The organism is Mycetocola zhujimingii (assembly GCF_003065425.1).
Classification (GTDB): Bacteria; Actinomycetota; Actinomycetes; order Actinomycetales; family Microbacteriaceae; genus Mycetocola_A; species Mycetocola_A zhujimingii.
This window is the reverse complement of the sequence record NZ_CP026949.1, coordinates 942201-963201: the sequence shown is the minus strand read 5'-3', so window position 1 is coordinate 963201 and position 21001 is coordinate 942201. Positions and strand designations below refer to the sequence as shown.

At 64.5% G+C, this 21001-nt stretch carries 19 protein-coding genes; 6 read left to right on the top strand and 13 right to left on the bottom strand.

The features are described from left to right. Positions 1-51: 51 nt before the first annotated feature. The 4 genes from C3E77_RS04465 to C3E77_RS04450 form a co-directional block, all read right to left on the bottom strand. Positions 52-1842 (bottom strand): proline--tRNA ligase, encoded by a 1791-nt coding sequence (locus C3E77_RS04465; protein ID WP_108390527.1) that lies wholly within the window; start codon positions 1840-1842, stop codon positions 52-54. Positions 1843-1884: 42 nt separating this feature from the next. Further along, entirely contained in the window at positions 1885-3039 is a 1155-nt protein-coding gene (gene ispG / locus C3E77_RS04460; RefSeq protein WP_198412189.1) for a flavodoxin-dependent (E)-4-hydroxy-3-methylbut-2-enyl-diphosphate synthase, read from the bottom strand. 66 nt (positions 3040-3105) lie between these two features. Continuing rightward, the gene (locus C3E77_RS04455) at positions 3106-3747 is read right to left on the bottom strand and encodes a CoA transferase subunit B (protein ID WP_108390525.1); all 642 of its coding nucleotides are present in this window, start codon (positions 3745-3747) and stop codon (positions 3106-3108) included. Between the two features lie 2 nt (positions 3748-3749). Then, entirely contained in the window at positions 3750-4529 is a 780-nt protein-coding gene (locus C3E77_RS04450) for a CoA transferase subunit A (protein WP_108390524.1), read from the bottom strand. 297 nt (positions 4530-4826) lie between these two features. Between C3E77_RS04450 and C3E77_RS04445 the strand changes: the two genes are divergently transcribed. Continuing rightward, a complete protein-coding gene (locus C3E77_RS04445; protein WP_108390523.1) occupies positions 4827-6011 on the top strand; it encodes an acetyl-CoA C-acetyltransferase in 1185 nt (394 codons plus the stop codon). After that, the gene (locus C3E77_RS04440; protein WP_108390522.1) at positions 6008-6202 is read left to right on the top strand and encodes a hypothetical protein; all 195 of its coding nucleotides are present in this window, start codon (positions 6008-6010) and stop codon (positions 6200-6202) included. The genes C3E77_RS04445 and C3E77_RS04440 overlap by 4 nt, the downstream gene beginning before the upstream one ends. A gap of 254 nt (positions 6203-6456) precedes the next feature. Here the strand turns inward: C3E77_RS04440 and C3E77_RS04435 are convergent, their stop codons facing one another. The 3 genes from C3E77_RS04435 to C3E77_RS04425 all read right to left on the bottom strand — a co-directional run bounded on the left by C3E77_RS04435 (position 6457) and on the right by C3E77_RS04425 (position 11640). Beyond that, entirely contained in the window at positions 6457-8772 is a 2316-nt protein-coding gene (locus tag C3E77_RS04435) for an HNH endonuclease signature motif containing protein (RefSeq protein ID WP_162924910.1), read from the bottom strand. A gap of 108 nt (positions 8773-8880) precedes the next feature. After that, positions 8881-9522, bottom strand: a complete 642-nt coding sequence (locus C3E77_RS04430; protein ID WP_162924909.1) for a hypothetical protein — start codon at positions 9520-9522, stop codon at positions 8881-8883. 63 nt (positions 9523-9585) lie between these two features. Next, on the bottom strand, positions 9586-11640 hold the full coding sequence (locus tag C3E77_RS04425; protein ID WP_108390519.1) for a prolyl oligopeptidase family serine peptidase: 2055 nt from the start codon (positions 11638-11640) through the stop codon (positions 9586-9588). A 71-nt stretch (positions 11641-11711) separates the two neighbouring features. Between C3E77_RS04425 and C3E77_RS04420 the strand changes: the two genes are divergently transcribed. Further along, complete coding sequence (locus C3E77_RS04420) at positions 11712-12179, top strand: NUDIX hydrolase (RefSeq protein ID WP_108390518.1); 468 nt, start codon at positions 11712-11714, stop codon at positions 12177-12179. A 54-nt stretch (positions 12180-12233) separates the two neighbouring features. Then, positions 12234-12506, top strand: coding sequence for a DUF2277 domain-containing protein (locus tag C3E77_RS04415; protein WP_108390517.1), 273 nt, complete (start codon positions 12234-12236; stop codon positions 12504-12506). Positions 12507-12566: 60 nt separating this feature from the next. Here C3E77_RS04415 and C3E77_RS04410 read toward each other — a convergent pair whose 3' ends face one another. The 4 genes from C3E77_RS04410 to C3E77_RS04395 all read right to left on the bottom strand — a co-directional run bounded on the left by C3E77_RS04410 (position 12567) and on the right by C3E77_RS04395 (position 16323). Continuing rightward, positions 12567-12890 (bottom strand): SHOCT domain-containing protein, encoded by a 324-nt coding sequence (locus C3E77_RS04410; protein WP_108390516.1) that lies wholly within the window; start codon positions 12888-12890, stop codon positions 12567-12569. Positions 12891-13019: 129 nt separating this feature from the next. Then, positions 13020-13688: a response regulator gene (locus C3E77_RS04405; RefSeq protein ID WP_108390515.1), complete on the bottom strand. Its 669-nt coding sequence runs from the start codon at positions 13686-13688 to the stop codon at positions 13020-13022. Continuing rightward, complete coding sequence (locus tag C3E77_RS04400) at positions 13685-14890, bottom strand: sensor histidine kinase (protein ID WP_108390514.1); 1206 nt, start codon at positions 14888-14890, stop codon at positions 13685-13687. Before C3E77_RS04400 ends, C3E77_RS04405 begins: the two co-directional genes overlap by 4 nt. 104 nt (positions 14891-14994) lie before the next feature. Further along, a complete protein-coding gene (locus C3E77_RS04395; protein WP_234031293.1) occupies positions 14995-16323 on the bottom strand; it encodes a M50 family metallopeptidase in 1329 nt (442 codons plus the stop codon). 117 nt (positions 16324-16440) lie between these two features. Here C3E77_RS04395 and C3E77_RS04390 point away from each other — a divergent pair, with 117 nt between their 5' ends. Continuing rightward, complete coding sequence (locus C3E77_RS04390) at positions 16441-17970, top strand: Mur ligase family protein (protein WP_234031292.1); 1530 nt, start codon at positions 16441-16443, stop codon at positions 17968-17970. 10 nt (positions 17971-17980) lie between these two features. On the opposite strand, the gene dxr is transcribed toward C3E77_RS04390, so the two are convergent. Together dxr and C3E77_RS04380 are read right to left on the bottom strand one after the other, a co-directional pair. Beyond that, positions 17981-19066, bottom strand: coding sequence for a 1-deoxy-D-xylulose-5-phosphate reductoisomerase (gene dxr, locus C3E77_RS04385; protein WP_108390512.1), 1086 nt, complete (start codon positions 19064-19066; stop codon positions 17981-17983). Positions 19067-19106: 40 nt separating this feature from the next. Then, positions 19107-20084 (bottom strand): FKBP-type peptidyl-prolyl cis-trans isomerase, encoded by a 978-nt coding sequence (locus tag C3E77_RS04380; RefSeq protein WP_108390511.1) that lies wholly within the window; start codon positions 20082-20084, stop codon positions 19107-19109. A gap of 185 nt (positions 20085-20269) precedes the next feature. On the opposite strand from C3E77_RS04380, the gene C3E77_RS04375 reads away from it, so the two are divergent. After that, on the top strand, positions 20270-20980 hold the full coding sequence (locus C3E77_RS04375; protein WP_108390510.1) for a lysophospholipid acyltransferase family protein: 711 nt from the start codon (positions 20270-20272) through the stop codon (positions 20978-20980). Positions 20981-21001 lie beyond the last annotated feature (21 nt).

The following is a 21001-nucleotide window of genomic DNA, read 5'->3' as shown; positions in this document are numbered from 1 at the left end:
AACAAAAACCCCGGTCGGAAATTCTCCGACCGGGGTTTTCGCGTGTCAGCGTCAGACGCTCTGGCTGTCCTTGCTTCCTGCCTTGAGCGTCGCTGCTGCTTCCGCAATCGGAACCGGGGTGCGCTCGTTTGTGCGACGGTCCCACAGCTCAACAACACCGTCAGTGACACCGCGACCGGCGATGACGATCTTCGGGATGCCGATCAATTCGGCGTCGCCGAACTTCACACCGGGCGAGACCTTGGGGCGGTCGTCGAAGAGCACGTCGAACCCTGCAGCTTCGAGGTCGGCGACGACGCTCTCGGCCGCCTCGAACACCGCTGCATCGCGTCCTGTGGCAACGACGTAAACGTCGAACGGAGCTACGGTCTCCGGCCAGATCAGGCCGTTCTCATCGTTGTTGAGCTCGGCGATGATCGCGAGGATTCGAGTGACGCCGATGCCGTATGACCCCATCGTGACGGTGACGAGCTTGCCGTTTTCGTCGAGGACCTTGAGTCCGAGGGCTTCGGCATACTTGCGGCCGAGCTGGAAAACGTGGCCGATCTCCATGCCGCGTGCGAGCTCGACGGGTCCTGAACCGTCAGGCGCGGGATCGCCGGCACGTACCTCAGCGACATCGGCGATTCCGTCAGCGGTGAAGTCCCGACCGGCGACGAGGCCGAAGACGTGCTTTCCGTCGACGTTAGCTCCGGTGATCCAGCTGGTTCCGTCCACGACGCGGGGGTCGAGCAGGTAACGGATGCCTGTCGCCGACTTCTCGCCGAGGACCGGGCCGTTCTCGCTCCACGGGCCGATGTATCCCTTGACGAGTCCGGGGTGCTTGGCGAAGTCGGCCTCGGTTGCAGCCTCGATCTCAGCCGGAGCAAAGGCAACCTCGGCGCGCTTGAGGTCGACATCGCGATCGCCGGGGAGGCCGACGATAACGAGTTCGCGGGTGCCGTCGAGGTGGTTGAGTGCCAGGACGACATTCTTCAGCGTGTCTGCCGCCGTCCAGGCTGCACCGTCCTCGCGGGGGTGCTCAGCGTTGGCGACATCGACGAGGGTCTGAATGGTCGGTGTGTTCGGGGTGTCGTGCACCTCTGCAGGCGCCTGTCCCTCGATCGCGATCGCGGGCGGTGCGAGCGTGGTCCACGCCTCGACGTTGGCCGCGTAGCCGCCCGCTGAGCGCACGAAGGTGTCTTCGCCGACCGGGGTGGGGTGCAGGAATTCCTCGCTGCGTGATCCGCCCATTGCACCGGCATCCGCCTGGACAATGACGTATTCGAGGCCGAGGCGGGTGAAGATGCGCTCGTAGGCGTCACGCTGTGCCATGTAGCTCGCGTCGAGGCCGGCATCGGTGTAGTCGAAGGAGTACGCGTCCTTCATCGTGAACTCGCGGCCACGCAGCAGACCGGCGCGGGGACGTGCCTCGTCGCGGTACTTGTCCTGGATCTGGTAGATCGACAGGGGCAGGTCCTTGTAGGAGGAGTACAGGTCCTTGACGAGAAGAGTGAACACTTCCTCGTGGGTGGGAGCGAGCAGCAGGTCGCTTCCCTTGCGGTCCTTGAGCCGGAAGAGTCCGTCGCCGTATTCGTCCCAGCGTCCGGTGACCTCGTACGGTTCGCGCGGGAGAAGCGCCGGGAAGTGCACCTCGTGCGCACCAGCGCGGGTCATCTCATCGCGGATGATCTCTTCGATCTTGCCCTTGACCTTGAGACCGAGAGGCAGCCACGCGAAAATACCCGGCGCCTGGCGCCGGATGTATCCGGCCCGGACGAGGAGGCGGTGACTGATCACCTCGGCGTCTGAAGGGTCTTCGCGGAGGGTCTTGAGGAAATAATTAGTTAGCCGAGTTACCACCCGTCCATGCTAGCCCCGCGGCGAGGGCTAGCCGGAATCGCGCTAGCTGACGCTGACGACCGGTGAACCGATGCTGGTGTCGCTCGCGGGCATTTCGGCTGCAAGGCGGTTGGCCTCTTCGATGAGCGTTGCGACGATCTCAGACTCGGGAACGGTCTTGATGACCTCACCCTTGACGAAGATCTGGCCCTTGCCGTTGCCGGACGCGACACCGAGGTCGGCTTCGCGGGCTTCGCCTGGACCGTTCACGACACAGCCCATGACGGCGACGCGGAGCGGAACCGTCATTCCCTCGAGACCGTCGGTCACGTCGTTGGCGAGCTTGTAGACGTCGACCTGGGCGCGGCCGCAGCTCGGGCACGACACGATCTCGAGCTTGCGCTCGCGCAGGTTGAGCGACTGCAGGATCTGCAGGCCGACCTTGATCTCTTCGGCGGGGGGCGCGCTGAGGGAGACCCGAATGGTGTCGCCGATGCCTTCGGAGAGCAGGATGCCGAACGCCGTTGCGCTCTTGATGGTGCCCTGGAATGACGGACCGGCTTCGGTCACGCCGAGGTGAAGCGGCCAGTCGCCGCGTTCGGCGAGCAGGCGGTATGCCTTGACCATGACAACGGGGTCATTGTGCTTGACCGAGATCTTGAAGTCGTGGAAGTCATGCTCTTCGAAGAGGCTGGCTTCCCAGACGGCGCTCTCGACGAGAGCCTCTGGCGTTGCCTTGCCGTACTTCTGCAGCAGGCGGGGGTCGAGTGATCCCGCGTTCACGCCGATGCGGAGTGAGACGTCAGCGGCCTTGGCGCGGCGGGCGATCTCACCGATCTGGTCGTCGAACTTGCGGATGTTGCCCGGGTTCACACGGACGGCGGCGCACCCGGCGTCGATCGCTGCATAAACGTAGTTGGGCTGGAAGTGGATGTCGGCGATGACCGGGATCTGGCTCTTCTTCGCAATGATCGGAAGAGCTTCGGCGTCATCACGGCTCGGCACAGCGACTCGGACGATGTCACAACCGGATGCCGTCAGTTCGGCGATCTGCTGGAGCGTCGCGTTGATGTTCGTGGTTGGCGTCGTCGTCATGGACTGAACGCTGACCTGCGCGTCACCACCGACGAGGACCTTGCCTACCTTGATCTGACGGGACTTGCGTCGCGGAGCGAGGATCTCGGGGACCTTGGGCATTCCCAAATTAACTGCTGGCACCGTGCCATCCTACGCCGCGCCCCTGAACACAAGCCGATGAATGATGGTCCGAAAGTTGGAATCTGTTCAGCTCCGCAGGGCGACGGTGAGGGGCGGCTCTGTCGCGGCGATCACGTCGTCGACGCTGACACCGGGTGCCGTCTCGACGAGAACAAGACCGCTGGCGGTGACGTCGATGACGGCGAGATCCGTGATGATCCGGTCAACGACGCCCCGACCAGTGAGGGGCAGAGAGCAGTTGTTCACGATCTTGGCGCTGCCGTCGCGCGCGACGTGTTCCATCAGGATAATGACCCGTTCGGCGCCGTGAACGAGATCCATCGCTCCCCCTGGTCCCTTGACGACCTTGCCTGGGATCATCCAGTTCGCGAGGTCTCCACGAGCGGAGACCTGCATCGCGCCGAGGATCGCGGCGTCGATCTTGCCGCCGCGGATCATGGCGAAGCTCAGGGCGGAGTCGAAGAACGAGGTGCCGGGAAGTGTCGTTACCGTCTCTTTGCCCGCGTTGATCAGATCTGGATCGACGGCATCCTCTGTGGGGTATGGACCAACACCGAGGATTCCGTTTTCCGACTGGAGCGTGACGGTGATCGAGTCCGGAACGTAGTTCGGGACGAGCGTTGGCAATCCGATTCCCAGGTTGACGTACGCACCGTCTTCGAGTTCGAGAGCGGCCCTGGCGGCTATTTCATTGCGGGTGAGAGCCATGGTCACGCACCTTCCGTCTGCCGAACTGTGCGGCGCTCGATCCGCTTGTCGATGTCGGTGCCGACCTCGAGGACGCGATGGACAAACACTCCGGGCAGGTGAACGGCATCCGGGTCGATGCCTCCTGGCTCGACCAGCTCCTCGACCTGCGCGATGCAGATCTTTCCCGCCATTGCGGCCAGTGGAGAGAAGTTTCGCGCAGACTTGTCAAAGACAAGATTGCCGTGCCGGTCGCCCCGTTTGGCGTGAACAAGCGCAAAATCGGTAGAGATGGCCTCCTCGAGAACGAAGATCTTGTCCTCACCCCGAACCGGAAATGCGTGAACCGGTTTGGGTTCACTGGCGATGGCCACTCCCCCGTTGCCGTCGTATCGACGCGGCAGCCCACCCTCGGCGACCTGCGTCCCGACTCCGGTCTGCGTGTAAAAGGCGGCGATCCCGGCACCGCCGGCGCGGAGCTTCTCGGCGAGGGTGCCCTGTGGCGTCAGCTCGACCTCGAGCTCTCCCGAGAGGAACTGTCGCTCGAACTCTTTGTTCTCGCCGACGTATGACGAGGTCATCTTGCGGATGCGGCCGTTGGCGAGCAGGATGCCGAGCCCCCAGTCATCGACGCCGCAGTTGTTGCTCACGATGGACAGTTCGTCGCTGCCGAGTTCGAGAAGCGCCTCGATGAGGATCATTGGGTTTCCGCAGAGCCCGAAGCCGCCAACCGCTATCGACGATCCGCTGCCGATGTCGGAGATCGCCTCTGCTGCGCTCGACACTGTTTTGTCCATCGTCATTGTTGAACCTCCGTCGCTGCGTATGCCGCGGTCCCGCAGCATCCTGTGTCGGCAGAGGCAGCCTGCGAGGAGACCGACGGTGGCCAACGATTTCCAACCTACCGCGACACTGCCCGCCCGGCGGGTCTGATCCCACCAGGGGCGCACCATGTGCGCCTGACGGGAGTGCGGGTCACCGTTTGGGGTGACATAAAAACGTGCCAAGCTGGAGAGAGCACCGCGTGCCGAATGCCCCGTACCGAACACGGAAGCCCGGGCGCCCGGGCGCCGAAGTTCACGACAAAGGAGTCAGTTTTCATGAGCCAGAACGATGTTGTCATCCTTGCGGGAGCCCGCACTCCGCAGGGGCGACTGCTTGGCCAGTTGGCCGGCTTCAGCGCCGTCGACCTCGGTGCGACCGCGCTCAAGGCGGCACTCGAGCGGTCTGGCGTTGATGTTGCAGATATCGACGCGGTGATCTTCGGCCAGGTCCTTCAGGCCGGCGCCGGCCAGAATCCCGCCAGGCAAACCTCGCGTGCGGCAGGAATCGGATGGGACGTGCCCGCCGTGACCGTGAACAAGGTGTGCTTGTCAGGTATCCAGGCGGTCATCGACGCGGCCCGGATGATTCGGCTTGGCGAAGCATCCGTCGTTGTTGCCGGCGGTCAGGAATCGATGACCAATGCGCCCCACGTGCTGCCCGCCTCGCGGAAGGGCTACAAATACGGCGACGTGACCCTGCTCGACACTGCGGCGTTCGACGGTCTGACCGATGCTTTCGACGGCGAATCGATGGGCATCTCGACCGAACGGCACAACGGATCGCTCGGCATCGATCGGGACGAGCAGGACCGGATTGCGCTCGGCTCGCATACGCGGGCCGCGCGGGCGCAGTCGGATGACGTTTTTGCCGACGAGATCACTCCAGTGCAGGTGCCGTCGCGGCGCGGTGAGCCGACGATCCTCACCCAGGACGAAGGCGTGAGGGGTGAGTCGACGCTCGAATCTCTCGGAGCGTTGCGTCCGGCGTTCGACAAGGACGGCACGATTACCGCCGGCAATTCATCGCCGCTCAGTGATGGTGCGTGTGCGCTCGTGCTCGCGAGTCGTTCGTACGCAGAGGAGCACGGGCTGAGCTGGCTGGCTGTGGTCGGGGCCTCAGGGTCGGTTGCCGGGCCGGATAACTCGTTGCATTCACAGCCCTCGCGAGCGATAGCGGATGCCCTCACCAAGGCGAGCTGGACGGCATCCGACCTCGATGTGATCGAGATCAATGAAGCGTTTGCTGCCGTCAGCGTTCAGTCGATGCGTGACCTTGGAATCGACGATGAGAAGGTCAACATCCACGGCGGTGCTATCGCGCTGGGGCACCCGATCGGGGCTTCCGGTGCGCGGCTTGTGCTGCATGCGGCTCTCGAACTGTCGAGACGGGGTTCGGGTAAAGCAGCAGCGGCGCTGTGTGGTGGCGGCGGTCAGGGCGACGCGTTACTCCTGTCGCTGTGAGCACCGAGACGCGCGGGCGGCTCAAGATTCTGGGGCTCTCATCGGTGACACTTGCCGTCGTCGGTTCTCTTGCCGGCTGGTCGGCGATGCGTTCCGTAGCGGATGCTGGCGTGTACATCACCGCGAATATCATCCTGTTGACCGTCGGTGCCGTTGCACTGTATGTCGGCTTCAGGCGGGCGGATCGTTAGGCATCGCGCGCACTGAGTGACATCGCCAGTGGGCCATCGAGCCAGGCGTCGACCTCTCGCCGTGTTCGGAGATGAACCACTGTCAGATTCGCGTTCTCTGGCTCGAGCGGAGGGATCGGGATGACCGTCGTGAATCAAGATCCAGGCCTGGATGACCGTCCCGAAGCAAACCTGTGTGGATGACCGTCGTGACGCAGATCCCAGATCTGGCTGACCGTTCCGAAATAGAACCCGGTCTGGCTGACCCTCGTGGATCAGAACGGTGGGCCGTCGTCGTCACGCGGTTCGGCCCCTCGTTGAGCATCGCTTTCATGAGCCTCACTGGATTTCCCTCTTTCGCTTCTCTCCCTCTCGCGTTTTGCTTTCTGGGCGTCGAGTAGTCGGGTGTAAACGTTGTTCAGCCGGTCATCTTCCTCCTGTGCCTGGGTGGTGGCTTCTTCGGTTGTGTGAGCTTCGATTGCGTCGTCCGGCTCAGTCCCCGCGGCGAGTTGTGATGGTGCGGGTTTCGGTGGTGCCGCTTTCGCCGGCGGGATCGGACGCGGGATGGGATCTCGGCTCGGGTTTCGAACCGGGTTCTCCGGGTGGGTGGTGTATTCGCGGCCGTGGGGTGAGGTCCATTTCAGGATCCCGTCGCCGAGTTGTTCGACCAGCCAGTTGGTTTCGTGTTTCAGTTTGTGGTGTTTGGGGCAAAGGCTGGCGAGGTTGTCGAAGTCGGTGTTACCACCGGAGTCGAACGGTTGGGTGTGGTCGATATCGGAGGACACTGCTTTGCGGGTGCAGCCCGGGAACCGGCAGTATCCGTCGCGGTAGCGGAGGAACCGTCGCATCGCTTTCGATGGGGTGTATTTGGTGTGGCCGAGTGAGAGGGCGACTCCGGTTTCGGGGTGGGTCAGGATTCTGCTGAACTCGGGTGCCTGGGAGGCGAGTTGCCCTGCGGTGTCCGCGTCGATGGGGCCGTATCCGTCGAGGTTGCCCGGTTCGACACTTTTACCGAGGAGGGTGAGGACCGGCACGGTGACCATCACGGTGGGCACGATCTTCCGGAACGCCGTCGCCGGGTCACGTCCCGGTCCCGACCGGCTTGGCCTACGCCGACCCCCGGTGTCGACGCCGTTGCCACCTTCGTCGCCGGTGGGTGCGGTGCCTGTCCCGTAACCATTAAGTTTCGAGGCTGCACTCCTGTCGCCGTCGAGCATGTCAGCGCTCGTGCGACTACCGTTCGTGACAGTGCTGCCGATGGTGCTGGTGTCGCCGTCGAGAGGATCTGAGCGCGGGTCGGTGTAGGGGTTACGGGTGCCGAGTCCGGTGCCGAAGATCCGGGTCCCGGTGGCGTCGGGCAGGGTGAACTCGCCGGTGAACGCCTCCATCATCGCCGCGAAGATAACGTCGGCATCCAACTGGGACAGGGTGCGTGGTTCGACCGGTGATTGCAGTTTCATCGACTGGGCACGGATGGTGTCGAAGATCGTTTCCGCGGCCGGTGCGGTGGTGAACAGGTTCAGCCAGGCCATCCCGTCCGGTGCCGGGATCAGTTCCACCCGCCGATCGGTTACCGACTTCCGACACCGAGCAACAGCGGACTCCGGACACAACCGTTCCCGCAACATCCTCGTCTTCTGCCGGAACCGCGCCACCGGCATCGTCTTCGCAAACGGCACCGCCTTCTCCTCAAGTTCCGCAACAGCGTCATCGGTCAGGGTGTCGGTCTGGTCGACCAGCACCTGGGCGTGGCGGTAACTGATCTCCCCTTCCCGCAACGCTGCCAGGGTGACCGGTAGCCGGTGCAACAAGGCCCGACTCTCGTCGACCAGTGCTGTGGCGGAGCGTTCGGCAACCCGTAACGTGCAGGCCAGTTCCGCGATGAAGGACCGCAATGCCAGATCCTGACGCTCGACCACACTCCGCGACCGGGCCGTGACCAGCACGCCTTCCTCCGCGGCGACGGCGAGCGTCCGTGCGCGGTCGCTGAACTCCGCCTTCCACGCAGCCTGACGGGCCTCCAGCTTCTCGACCTGCCCCACCGCCTCCACCAGAGCGGTACAGGTATCCGCGATTTTCGCGTACACCGTCGGCTCAGGCTCGTCGGCGTCAGCGTCAGAGTCAGCGTCAGCGTCAGCATCAGCATCAGCATCAGCATCAGCATCAGCATCAGCATCAGCATCAGCATCAGCATCAGCATCAGCATCAGCATCAGCATCAGCATCAGCATCAGCATCAGCATCAGCATCAGCATCAGCATCAGCATCAGCATCAGCATCAGCATCAGCATCAGCATCAGCAGCAGGCTCTGGGTCGCACTCTCGGTCGGACGCCGGCTCGGACATGGGCGCGGACTCGGCAGCGGGCTCAGGCTCAGGCTCCGGCTCCGGCTCCGGCTCCAAGTCGGGCACCTGTTCGAGCGCCGGCTGCAGCCCCATTTCGGGCTCGGCGCCAGGGGCACGCTTGGCCAAAGCGCCGGGGTCGGATCCCTGCTCTTGCTGCGGCACGTTAGAGGCAGCATCCGCACCGCTATCGGGTGAATCCTGACTCTCACCACCCGGAGGACCGACGGCCCTGTCGTTGTTTTCCATACCACAAGTCAACACCACACCACTGACATTGCTTCGATATAAATTGAAGGTGTGGATAAGTTTACCCGAATCTATATTCGAGTAGATCGCCCGACTGGAAGGCCGCTGCTATCTGACCACAACCGTTACCGGGTCCGTCTCCGTCGGCCCGCCACACTGTTCGGACCCTCCGACCCTCTTCCACTCGAGGGCAACACTGCTGCTCTCCCCGGCAACCGAACCGTCCAGGCGATACGCCGTAACCGTAACCTCGTCGGGACGCCCGGCCATCATGGTGATGACCCACACGTTTTCGCTCTCGGAACGCGCCAGATACGGTGGAATTTCGACCGGCGCTCCGCTTGGCGTCGCACCCGGCGTCGCACCCGGCGACTCGGGCGCGGGTTCCAGCGTCGGCCCCGGAACCACATTGCCGGAGTTCACCTCGAACGGCACCGAGTCGAGCATCTCCTCCTCCGGCTGGATCTCGACCGGCGTCGGTTGCTCGCTCAGCTGGTCAGGGCCCATGAGGGTGAGGGGCTCGTCCTCCCCGATGAGAACCTCGGCCTCCACCGCAGAACAGACCCCCACCTCATCACAGAGCCGCACCTCATCAACAGACCCGGCGTCCCCGACGAGCACAACTCGAACCTCGCTGATGTATCCGATCGCGGGGCACACTCCACCCCATCCGCCGATCCACCCGCACCCAGCGACGGCGACGCAGAGCACTGAGGCCAGAAGAAGCAAACCCAGTCGGTGTGTGCGCACAGACCGACCGTCCCACATCGGACCCCGCGCCGCATCACACCGGGTCGAGGAGTTGCCGATCCGTTACCCGTCCAAACCCAGCCGCTCGGCCAGGAACCGGTATGACAACGCAGCCATGTGCGCCGATTGAGCGTTCGTCGCCGCTCCCCCGTGCCCGCCCTCGATGTTCTCGAAGTACGTGACGTCCTTGCCCGCATCGATCATCCGCGCCGCGAGCTTTCGAGCGTGACCAGGATGCACCCGGTCATCGCGCGTCGACGTCGTCACCAACACCGGCGGATACTCCCGGCTGGGATCGAACAGGTGATACGGCGAGAAGGTACTGATGAACTCCCACTCGTCAGGGTTGTCCGGGTCGCCATACTCCGCTATCCACGATGCGCCGGCCAACAGGTGCGAGTACCGCTTCATGTCGAGCAACGGAACCTGAATCACCAGTGCACCGAAGAGCTCCGGATACTGCGTCAGCATGTTGCCGACCAGGAGACCACCATTCGACCCACCCTGCGCACCGAGATGGGCAGCGGATGTCACCCCACGCGAAATGAGATCGCGAGCGACAGCGGCAAAGTCCTCGAATGCCCTGTGCCGGTTCTCCTTGAGCGCCGCCTGGTGCCAGCGCGGGCCGTACTCACCACCACCACGGATGTTCGCGACAACGTAAACACCGCCCTTCTCGAGCCAGGCCAGCCCGAGCGCCCCGGAATACCCGGGAGTCAGCGACACCTCAAATCCTCCGTAGCCGTACAGCAGGGTCGGCGCCGTTCCATCGAAGGGGAGATCCTCGCGCCGCACGACGAAGTACGGAACCCGGGTCCCATCATCCGACCGGGCAAAATGCTGGTCGATGGTTAACCCGCTCGCGTCAAAGAACGTGGGCTGGGCCTTGAGCTCGACCGGATCGGCATCCGCCTGTCCGACCCTGGCGATCGACAACGTCGTCGGGGTGAGGTAATCGGTCGTCACCAGCCAGACCAGATCGCTCTCCTCACTGTCGACGGCAGCGACCTGGACGGAACCGAACTCCGGTGCGCCCGTAAACTCGCTCCGCTTCCACGTGTCATTCGCCCTCGTCAGCACGTGGATTCGACTCTTCACATCGTCGAGAACCGAGATGACCAGGTGGTTGAGCGTCCAGGTCGCACTCGCGAGCGATGTCGACGGCGTCGGTTCGAAAACCAGTTCAACCGCTCGGTCCCCGCCCACGAATGCATCGAAGTCTGCCGAGAGCAGTGAACCGGCCGCGAACGTGCTCCCGTTCAGCTCCCAGTCGTCGCGCAGCTCGATGATCAGCCACTGCCGGGAGAACCCGATTTCAGCGGATGCCGGAACGTCGATCTTCGTCATCGTCCCGTTCACGTCGACATAGATTTCCGACGTGTAGAACGTGATTCCGCGATAGACGAAGTCGCGGATGTAGCCGGGGGTGTGACTGCGGAAGGCACCAACAGACACATCAGTGAACTCCCCCTCGAAAATCACCTCAGCGGACTCGATGGGCGTCCCGCGACGCCACTTCCTCGCAACCCGGGGATACCCGGAGGTGGTCACCGAGTCCCCGCCCAGGTCCGAGCAAAGATAGACGGTGTCGTCATCGATCCAGCCGAGGCTGCCTTTCGCCTCCGGTCGGAAGAATCCGCCGTCTTCCGGCTCGATAAACGACAGCGTCTCGAGATCGAACTCACGTGTCACATCGGCGTCGGAACCGCCGTGCGAGAGGTCGATGAGCACCTTGCGGTAGCCGGGTCGAAGCACCGAAGCGCCATGCCAGACCCAATCCTCGTTCTCCGCGGCGTTGAGCGCATCGAGGTCAAGGACTGTCTGCCACGCCGGAGTCGACGTGCGGTACTCCTCGAGCGTCGTTCGCCGCCACAATCCCCGCTCATGTTCGGCATCCCGCCAGTAGTTGTAGTACCAGTCGCCGATCTTCTGCACCATCGGAATCTTTGCGTCCGAGTCCAGCACGGAGAGCACCGCAGCCTCCACCCGCGCAAAATCAGGCGTGGCCGCGAGTGTGGATTCGGCGACCGCGTTCCTGGCGCGCACCCAGTCCAGCGCTTCGGCGCCATCGATATCCTCAAGCCAGCGGTACGGATCGGAGTCTTCGACGAAGGTCATGCCCCTCAGCCTAGGTGGCGCACGCTGGGCCTCCTGAGCGTGTTGCTCGCGACGTCGAATAGAGTTTTGCCATGCCGACTCCCGATTTCGTCCTTGCTCTCCGCGAAAAGATCGGCACGGCCCCGCTGTGGCTGTCCGGGGTGACTGCTGTGGTCTTCAGAGGAAATGAGATTCTCCTCGTCCGCCGCAGTGACACCGGAGCGTGGACACCCGTAACCGGCATCATCGATCCCGGCGAGCAACCGGCGACGGCGGCGATTCGTGAGGTCGAAGAAGAAGCGGATGTGACGGCATCCGTCGAGCGTTTAGTCCGCGTCGGCGTCACTGACCCCGTCGTCTACCCCAACGGCGACAGGAGCCAGTACCTCGATCTCGTTTTCCGCCTGCGATTCGAGTCGGGCACACCGTTCCCCGCCGACGGCGAGAACACCGAAGCCGCATGGTTCCCCGTCGATGACCTTCCCCCGATGTCCGACGACATGACGGAGCGGATCCGTGCCGCCGTCGACAACCGACCAGAGGCCGAGTTCTCGCTCTGACCCTGAGCCCGCGGGGGCTACCGGAGTCGCGAAGCGCGAACTACCCTCGGTGGCATGTGCAGGAACATTCATCAGCTCCACAACTTCAAGCCAGAAGCGACAGATGACGAGGTCCACGCCGCGGCCCTCCAGTACGTACGGAAAGTGAGCGGTTCGACCCGCCCGTCACAGGCGAATGCGGAAGCCTTCGACCGGGCGGTCCGTGACATCGCTCATGCGACGCGACACCTTCTCGAGGACCTCGTGACGACGGCGCCACCCAAAGACCGGGAGGTCGAGGCGGCAAAGGCCAGGGAACGCTCGGCGAAGCGATACGCCACCGCCTGAGCTCCCCTGGCCTTCGTCGCCGAGCCTGTCTTCCCCGCGCCTGTCTTCCCCGCGCCTGCTCTAGTTCTGCCGCGGATCGGGGTTGTTCGCTCGAATGACCTCGAGCCGTGCGCGGTACTCGGTCTCGTCGATATCCCCGTTCGCAAACCTCTGCGCGAGGGTGGCCTCAGCGCTTCTGCCTGCCTGATGCGCCATCGCCCACGGCGGCCCTGAGCGCCGGAAGCGGCGGCCGAGGAAAGCGAACAGGAGCGCGAGAACGACGATCCAGAACAGCGGGATCAGGAGGAAGAGCCAGCCCGGTCCTCCACCCCAGCCACCCGGGTGCAGGTCGAGAATCGTGCCAGGCAGAGTTGCCAGTGCCGTATGAGTCAGTGAGGTGAGCATGAGCGTGTCCTTTGTCCGTGACGGTCCCGTCGGAACCTTCTGCTCTCACTCTCCCGAATCCCGCCTCACAGCAAATCTGCCGGAACGACGAATCGGCGGTACTCCACACGGAGCACAGAGCCGCCGCGGCTACACCGAGAAGCCGGGAGTCACCAGCCCGCTCTCGTACGCGAGCACCACCAGCTGCACCCGGTCACGCGCCCCGAGCTTGGTGAGGATTCTCGACACGTGCGTCTTCGCCGTCAGCGGACTGAGGAACAGTCGCGCCCCGATCTCGTCGTTGCTGAGCCCCGCTGCAATGAGCACCATCACTTCGCGCTCTCTGGCGGTGAGTTCGGTGAGTCCATCCACCGGCCGGCTCGCCACGAGCCCGCTTGAAATACGTTCGAGCAGCCGCCGGGTCACACTCGGAGACAGCAGCGCATCGCCGGCAGCAGCGACGCGCACCGATCGGATCAGTTCAACGGGCTCCGTGTCTTTCACGAGGAACCCGCTGGCCCCAGCCGCAATCGCCTGCGCCACATACTCGTCGAGCTCGAAGGTGGTCACGACGACAATGTGGGTCCCGCAGAGCTCGGGAGCCGCGGTGATCTGCTCCGTTGCCCAGAGTCCGTCACCTCCGGGCATCCGGATGTCCATGAGTACGACATCGGGGCGTTGTGAACGAACAAGGTCGACAGCATCCGCCCCCGTCGCCGCCTCACCGACGACCTCAATGTCGGCTTCGGCCTCGAGGAGGGCGCGAAATCCGGCCCTGATCAGCTGCTGGTCATCGGCGAGCGCCACCCTGATCGTCATTTCTGCTCCCTCGGTACCGTCACGGTCACCGCGAACCCACCCTGCGGAGTATTGCCCACATCGAGAGTGCCACCGAGCAGGGCCGCACGCTCCGCCATGCCGAGCAGCCCGCTGCCGCTCGGCACGTCGCGTGCACTCTGCTGCATTCCGGCACCATCGTCAGCCACCCGCAACCGGATGTTGTCGCCAACGTCTTCGAGAACAACGCTCGCCTTAGACGCACGCGCGTGCCGGAGAACGTTGGTGAGACTCTCCTGGGCAACCCGGTAGAGAGCGAGCTGCACAGTGGCGGATGGCAACTCGGTCAGGGAACTCTCGAACGAGACCTCGATGCCCTGCGCGCGAAACGACTCAATGAGCTGCGGCAACGCCGACAGGCCGGGTTCGGGTGTCAGGCTCACGGGATCGAGGGAATCCGAGCGAAGGAACGCGAGCACGCCACGCACCTCATCCAGCGCGGTCTTGCTCGACGACTTGATGCTCGAGAGCGACTCGCGGGTCTTCTCGGGCTGGGTGTCCATGAGGTGCAGTCCAACACCCGCCTGCACGTAGATCTGCGAGAGCGAATGGGCGAGGACGTCGTGCAATTCACGGGCGATTCGCATTCGTTCAGCCTGCTCCACCTCCGCCCGGTGTTGCATCGACTGCTGCCGAACCTGGCTCAGGTGCTCCCGCCGCGTCCGCGCGCCCTCGGCGAGCGCAACGAGCAACGCGAGTCCGGCCGTCGCAAATGCGATCCGCACCGGATTCCAGTCCATCCCGAGCAGGGAACCACCGATCACCGCTGCGAGCCAGCCGATGACCACCGACGCGTAGACCCACACGCGCGCACCGCGGAAAATCCCCGACACAATGGCGAACGCGAGCGCGACGGTCGGCGGGCCGACGAAGGGAGCGAGAAGCAGGTCGGCAACGGCAACAGCCGCGACAGCGGCCACGACGGGTCCGGGGAACCGCCTGGCACCGATCAGAAGGAGCGGACTTGCGGCCGCGAGGGCGAATGCCAGCGCGGCTTCACCGGCGGTGTACGTCCCGGTCCTCCACAGGATGAACAGCGTTGGCGGCACCTGTACGAGAAACGACACGATAACGGGGAACCACAGGCGAGCAGCGGGAGGCAGCCCACGGAACCCCGGCCCCGCTGGCCCGGCTGGCCCGGCGTACCTCTGTGCGCCGCCCTGTCCCGTGCGCGCTGCGTCCATCCTCCGAGGGTATCGCCAGACACCGGGCAGGGCGTCGGCCTCGCGAAGCGCCTGACACTACTCCCGGAGGAGTACGAAGAGCACCGGGGATTCGGCAGGCACTGCTATCCGAACAGGTTCACCGGCTTGACGATGTCAGCGAAGATCAGCAGCGCGCTCATCCCGCCGAGGAGGATCACGACGACAAAGGTGAGCGGCATCAGCTTGGCCGCATCGACGGGGCCGGGATCCTTGCGCGAGAAGAGTTTCGCGAAGAACCGTCGGATCGACTCCCACAGCGCCGCTGCCACGTGCCCGCCGTCGAGCGGAAGCAGTGGAACGAGGTTGAAGACGAACAGGGCGACGTTGAGCGAGCCGAGAAGGCCGACCATGGTCTGTACCTTCGCCGACACCGGAACTTCTTCAAGGCTCACGATCTCGCCAGCAACGCGTCCGACACCGACAACACTCATTGGACCGTTGGGGTCGCGCTCCCCCGGTCCGAACGCGGCGTTGGCAATGCCGACGAGCCGCTCCGGCAGGTTCAGGATCATGTTCGCGACCTGGGCCACGTTGTCGCCGACGGCGGGAAGAACTGCGGTCACCGGCTGAGGCACGAGCTCGGACTGCGAACCGATGCCAACGAAACCGACCTCTTCCGTCACTGGCTCGCCAGCGGCATCCGTTTGGGCCTCACCGGTGTCGTCGAGAACGAGACGCTCCGTGAGTAGCGGCGTCAGCGTCACCGTCCGGGTCTCGCCATCACGTTCGAGGACGACCTCGAGGTCTGTGCCCGGTGAGGTGCGGATGATCTCCGTCGCGTCGTCCCAGGTGTCGACCTTCTGACCGGCGACAGAGATGATGGTGTCGCCCGGCTCCAGTCCTGCAGCCGCGCCCGGTGCGAGCGGGTCGTCGGGGTCACAGCTCGTCTTCGTGCTCGACGCGGGCAGGACGCACTCGCTGACCGTCGCGATCGTCGTCGACGCCTGCGGCGCTCCGAATCCGACGAGGACGATAGCGAACATCAGGATCGCGAGGAGCAGGTTCATGGTCGGACCGCCGAGCATGATGATGATGCGCTTCCAGACGGGAAGCCTGTAGAACGTGCGGTCCTCTTCGCCGTCACCGACGGATTCGGCACTCGCGCTGCGGGCATCCTGCACGAGGGTCCGGAAGAACCCCCTGCTCGCGGTTTCTTCCTTGCCGTCCTTCGCCGGCGGATACATGCCGATCATCGAGATGTAACCGCCGAGGGGAATCGCCTTGACGCCGTACTCGGTGTCGCCCTTCTTCTTCGAGAAGAGCGTCTTGCCGAAGCCGATCATGTACTGCGTGACCTTGACGCCGAAGAGCTTCGCCGGAACCAGGTGACCGATTTCGTGCAGGCCGATCGACACGGCGATGCCGATCACCATGATGACGATGCCGAGGATATAGAGCAGGACGGTTTCCACGCCAGAACACTACATCCCCGCGCTGGATGAGGACTGGCGGCGGGCTGTGAATGAACGCCAACCCCGGTGGGGCTTTCGCCCCCGGCGTTGGCACGGGGGCCTGTGAGAACATGGGCTGTGCGTCCTCTCCACCCCACCCCCAGGCCCCTTGTCGATCTCGCCGAACACTTCATGCTCGCCCTGCACAGTGAGGCACCGGACGTTCTGCTCACCGGCATCACCATGAACTCACGGGACGTCGAGCCCGGCGACCTGTATCTCGGACTGCCAGGCGCGCGATTCCACGGAGCAGCGTTCGCGAAGGATGCCGTGGCTCGCGGAGCCGTCGCGATCCTGACGGATGCCAGTGGCGCGGTTGAGGCGACAGCCGCCGGCGTTCCGGTTCTCCTGGTCACCGAGTCCCCTCGCGACATCGCGGGCGACCTGGCTGCCTGGCTCTACGGCACATCGACGGACCGCCCGCTGACCCTCGGCGTCACCGGCACGAACGGGAAGACGTCGACGGTGCACTTCCTCGACGCGATCCTCACGCAACTCGGCAGAAAGACCGGCCTCAGCTCGACGGCCGAACGACGCATCGGCGACGAGGTCGTCGTCAGCTCACTGACCACCCCCGAGGCCCCCGAACTTCACGCGCTGCTCGCGCGCATGCACGAGGTCGACGTTGACGCGGCGGTCCTCGAGGTGTCTGCCCACGCCCTCACGAGGCACCGCGTCGACGGTGTCGTTTTCGATGTCTCCGCCTTCACCAACCTCAGCCACGACCACCTCGATGACTACGCCGACATGGACGAGTACTTCGAAGCGAAACTCGCCTTGTTCACCCCCGAACGGTCACGGAAGGCGGTTGTGAGCCTCGACACCCCTGCCGGGTTCGCTGTGGCGGAACGCGCCGGTGTCGATGTCGTGACGATCTCGTCGACGCCGGGAGTGGCATCCGACTGGACCGTCACGATCGACGACGAGAAGCCGGATTCGACGGCATTCACCGTGCACTCCGAACGCGCCGGCTCGTTCTCGACTCGGGTGCCGGTGATCGGGCGCCACATGGCCGCCAACGGAGGCCTCGCAATCGCCATGCTCGTCGAGGCCGGAATTTCGCCGAACGATATCCGTTCGGTGCTCGACCGGGACGGCGGCATCCTCGCGACGCTTCCCGGACGATCGGTGCTCGTGCCGGTCGTTGACGGCCCGGCCGTCTACGTCGACGCCGGCCACAGCCCCGACGCTTTCGCCAAGACCCTTGAGTCGGTGCGGTCGCTCACGCGGGGCCGCGTCATCATGGTCGCCGGCGCCAACGGCGACCGCGACGCACTCAAGCGACCGGAGATGGGCCGGGAAGCGGCGCTGGGCAGCGATGTGCTCATCATCACCGATCACCAGCCGCGATCTGAGGATCCGGCGGAGATCCGCAGCGCCGTTCTCGCCGGTGCCCGCGAGGCAAAACCGGACGGCGACATCCGCGAGATTGCGGCGCCGGAACTCGCCATTCGCGCCGCGGTCGCCGAGGCGACAGCCGAAGACACCATCCTCTGGGCCGGGCTTCCCGAGAAAGAATACCGCGAAGTAGCCGGTGTCAAGATTCCGTTCTCGGTGCTCGACGAGACTCGGGCAGCCCTGACCGAGGCGGGCTGGGTCACCCCGTAACGGCCTGACCTCAGCGGACTCCCGCGATCAGGCGATCAGCAGTGGCTCGCGCCCACGACTCAGCCTCGGCGAGGGATTCGAGGGTCAGTTCCCCGTCCGGGTTGTGCGCATCGACGACCCGCCTGACGGTGTCGACGATGTCCACGAAGCCGAGACCTCCCGCGTGGAACGCAGCGACGGCCTGCTCATTGGCTGCGTTGAAAACTGCCGGGTAGGCTCCACCGGCACGACCGACCGTCTTCGCCAGTTCGACGGCAGGGAACGCGTCGGAGTCGAGTGGTTCGAAGCTCCAGGTGGATGCCGTCGTCCAGTCGAGCGGACGCCCCACCCCCGAGACGCGGTGCGGCCAGTCAAGACCGAGCGAGATCGGCAGGCGCATGTTCGGCGGTGAGGCCTGCGCGATCGTCGAGCCGTCGATGTACTCGACCATCGAGTGCACAATCGACTGCGGGTGAACGACGACATCGATGCGCTCGTACGGCACGTCAAAGAGCAGGTGCGCCTCGATCACCTCGAGGCCCTTGTTGACGAGGGTTGCCGAGTTCGTCGTGATGACGAGTCCCATGTCCCAGGTCGGGTGGGCGAGCGCCTCAGCCGGAGTGACCTTCGCGAGGGATTCGCGAGTCCTCCCACGGAACGGGCCACCGGATGCCGTCAGCACGAGACGGCGAACCTCATCGCTCGTTCCTGAGCGGAGCGCCTGCGCGATAGCCGAGTGCTCGGAGTCGACCGGGACGATTTGCCCCGGCTTCGCGAGCCGTTTCACCAGGTCGCCGCCAACGATGAGCGACTCCTTGTTGGCGAGCGCGAGGGTGCGGCCGGTCTCGAGAGCGGCGAGTGTCGGGCCGAGCCCGACCGAGCCCGTGATTCCGTTGAGCACGACGTCGGCCTCGACGGTCCGCACCAGCTGCTCGGCATCGGCGGCACCGAAGGCGATGTCATCGACCGAGAACTCCTCGGCCTGGGCGTGAACCTCGTCCCGTTTGCTGTTCGCGCCGAGGCCGACGACCTCGAACTTTGTCGGATTCGCCCGAATGACGTCGAGGGCCTGGACACCGATGGACCCAGTGGATCCGAGAATTATGACGCGTCGCATGCCCACAGCCTAGCCAGCGGCATCCGTCACCGCGCTGCCGCTACCTCGTTGTGGCGAGGATGTCGATCACGAAGACGAGGGTGTCTGTACCCTCGATGCCCGCCTGGGAGTTACCGGCTTCGCCGTAGCCCTGTGCCGGGGGGATCGAGACGAGAACCTGCGAACCGACGGACTGTCCGACGAGCCCAGCCGTGAAACCGGGGATGAGACCGACGGTCTTGAAGCTTGCGATCTGGGTGCCCCAGCTCTGGTCGAAGACCTCACCGGTGCGCCAGTTGACGCCCTGGTACTGCATCGTCACGGTGTCGCCGGCCTGGACCTGTTCACCGTCGCCGAGCTTGAGGTTCGCGATCTGGAGTTCGGGCGACGGGTCGGTCTCCGGAATGGTGACCGTCGGCTGGCCGTCCTTGGCGAGCTCGACGGTCGGCATGCCATCGACCGGCGCCTGCTCGGCACCCGTGGCCTTTTCCGGAGTGATGCTCAGCACATCGGCAATGAGCAGAAGCGAGTCTGTGGCCGCAACACTTCCGTCGGACGCACCGACATCACCGAAGCCGTCGTCGGGGCTGATCACCGCGGCGACCCGCGAGCCGGCCGGAACACACTCGATTGCCCTGACGATGCCGGGAAGGATGCCTGACGCGTCGTCGATGACAATCTGCTGGCTCCCGAGATTGTCGTAACGGGTCTGTGCGAGCGTCGCACCGCTTGTTCCGTTGTACAGCGTGAGTTCGACGGCCACGCGGTCTGACGGCGCCGTCTTCTCGCCGTCGCCCTTGATCAGCACGGTGCGCTCGGTCTTCTCGACGCTCAGCGGCTCGGCGAAGTCGACGGTGGGAGTCACTCCGAAGTCCCCGGAGATGTCGACCGATGTCACGACGCTGCCTTCCTTCGTGTCGTGGCACTCTGCGGATGCCTTCGTCGCGTCGGGTTTAGCTTCACCGCCGCCGGAGCAGCCGGTCAGGACGAGAGCGGATGCCGCTGCTGCAGCAAGAAAGACGGGAAGCCTGGTTCGCAAGGGAGGGTCACTTTCTGAAACGGAAGGGTCAGCCCCAAGTCTGCCGTAGTCATTTCTGTATTTGCTGCGAACGATCGCAGCATGCCTGCAACACGCCTCATGCGTCGCTGAGAATATGCGAGCGGGTACGCTGCTTCCTTGTGTCAATTGATGAAGCGCCGCTCTCGGAACCCACGGCGCCCGGCATGGTCTACCTGCTCGGCCGGGCTGTTCTCATGCCGATCGTGCGACTCGTTTTCCGCCCGAAGATCATCGGCAGGAAGAACGTTCCCAAGACAGGCCGCGTCATTCTCGCGAGCAACCATCTGTCATTCATCGACAGCATCGCGATCCCCGTCGTTGCCCCCCGTCGCGTGCAATTCCTCGCGAAGTCGTCGTACTTCGACGGCAAGGGTGCCAGGGGCTGGGCATCCCGCACCTTCTTCACCTCGATCGGCGCTGTTGGCGTTCGGCGCGGTGCAGGCCAGGCGGCGCAGGAAGCGCTCGATGCCGGTAAACGCATACTCGAAACCGAGAGCGCCTTCGCCATCTACCCCGAGGGCACTCGGTCGCTCGACGGTCGCCTCTACAAGGGCAGAACCGGCGTGGCATGGCTTGCGCTCTCCACGGGGGCACCCGTGGTTCCCGTCGGGCTTATCGGCACCGATGGCCTGATGCCGGTCGGAAGCAAGTTCCCCCGCCTCGGCAAGGTGACCGTCATCTTTGGTGAGCCCATTGACGTCACCGTGCACGGACCGGCTACGAGCGGAAAGGCCAGGCGGCAGGCCACCGACGAGATCATGGCCGCGATCCACACGCTCACCGCTCAGGAACTGGCACACGCCTACAACGAGTCGCCACCAGCGGACACCATCGAAAAGATCAAGCGGGCAGTGCTCCGGCCTGAACGTCTCTGACGCTCCCTGCGGCATCCGGTC

Coding starts and splice junctions, on each gene's coding strand:
- C3E77_RS04455 (WP_108390525.1), bottom strand. CDS start 3,747: ATGGCTCTCACCCGCAATGAAATAGCCGCCAGGGCCGCTCTCGAACTC.
- C3E77_RS04405 (WP_108390515.1), bottom strand. CDS start 13,688: ATGACGATCAGGGTGGCGCTCGCCGATGACCAGCAGCTGATCAGGGCC.
- C3E77_RS04415 (WP_108390517.1), top strand. CDS start 12,234: ATGTGCAGGAACATTCATCAGCTCCACAACTTCAAGCCAGAAGCGACA.
- C3E77_RS04425 (WP_108390519.1), bottom strand. CDS start 11,640: ATGACCTTCGTCGAAGACTCCGATCCGTACCGCTGGCTTGAGGATATC.
- C3E77_RS04435 (WP_162924910.1), bottom strand. CDS start 8,772: ATGGAAAACAACGACAGGGCCGTCGGTCCTCCGGGTGGTGAGAGTCAG.
- C3E77_RS04400 (WP_108390514.1), bottom strand. CDS start 14,890: ATGGACGCAGCGCGCACGGGACAGGGCGGCGCACAGAGGTACGCCGGG.
- C3E77_RS04450 (WP_108390524.1), bottom strand. CDS start 4,529: ATGACGATGGACAAAACAGTGTCGAGCGCAGCAGAGGCGATCTCCGAC.
- C3E77_RS04445 (WP_108390523.1), top strand. CDS start 4,827: ATGAGCCAGAACGATGTTGTCATCCTTGCGGGAGCCCGCACTCCGCAG.
- dxr (WP_108390512.1), bottom strand. CDS start 19,066: ATGCGACGCGTCATAATTCTCGGATCCACTGGGTCCATCGGTGTCCAG.
- C3E77_RS04410 (WP_108390516.1), bottom strand. CDS start 12,890: ATGCTCACCTCACTGACTCATACGGCACTGGCAACTCTGCCTGGCACG.
- C3E77_RS04375 (WP_108390510.1), top strand. CDS start 20,270: ATGGTCTACCTGCTCGGCCGGGCTGTTCTCATGCCGATCGTGCGACTC.
- C3E77_RS04420 (WP_108390518.1), top strand. CDS start 11,712: ATGCCGACTCCCGATTTCGTCCTTGCTCTCCGCGAAAAGATCGGCACG.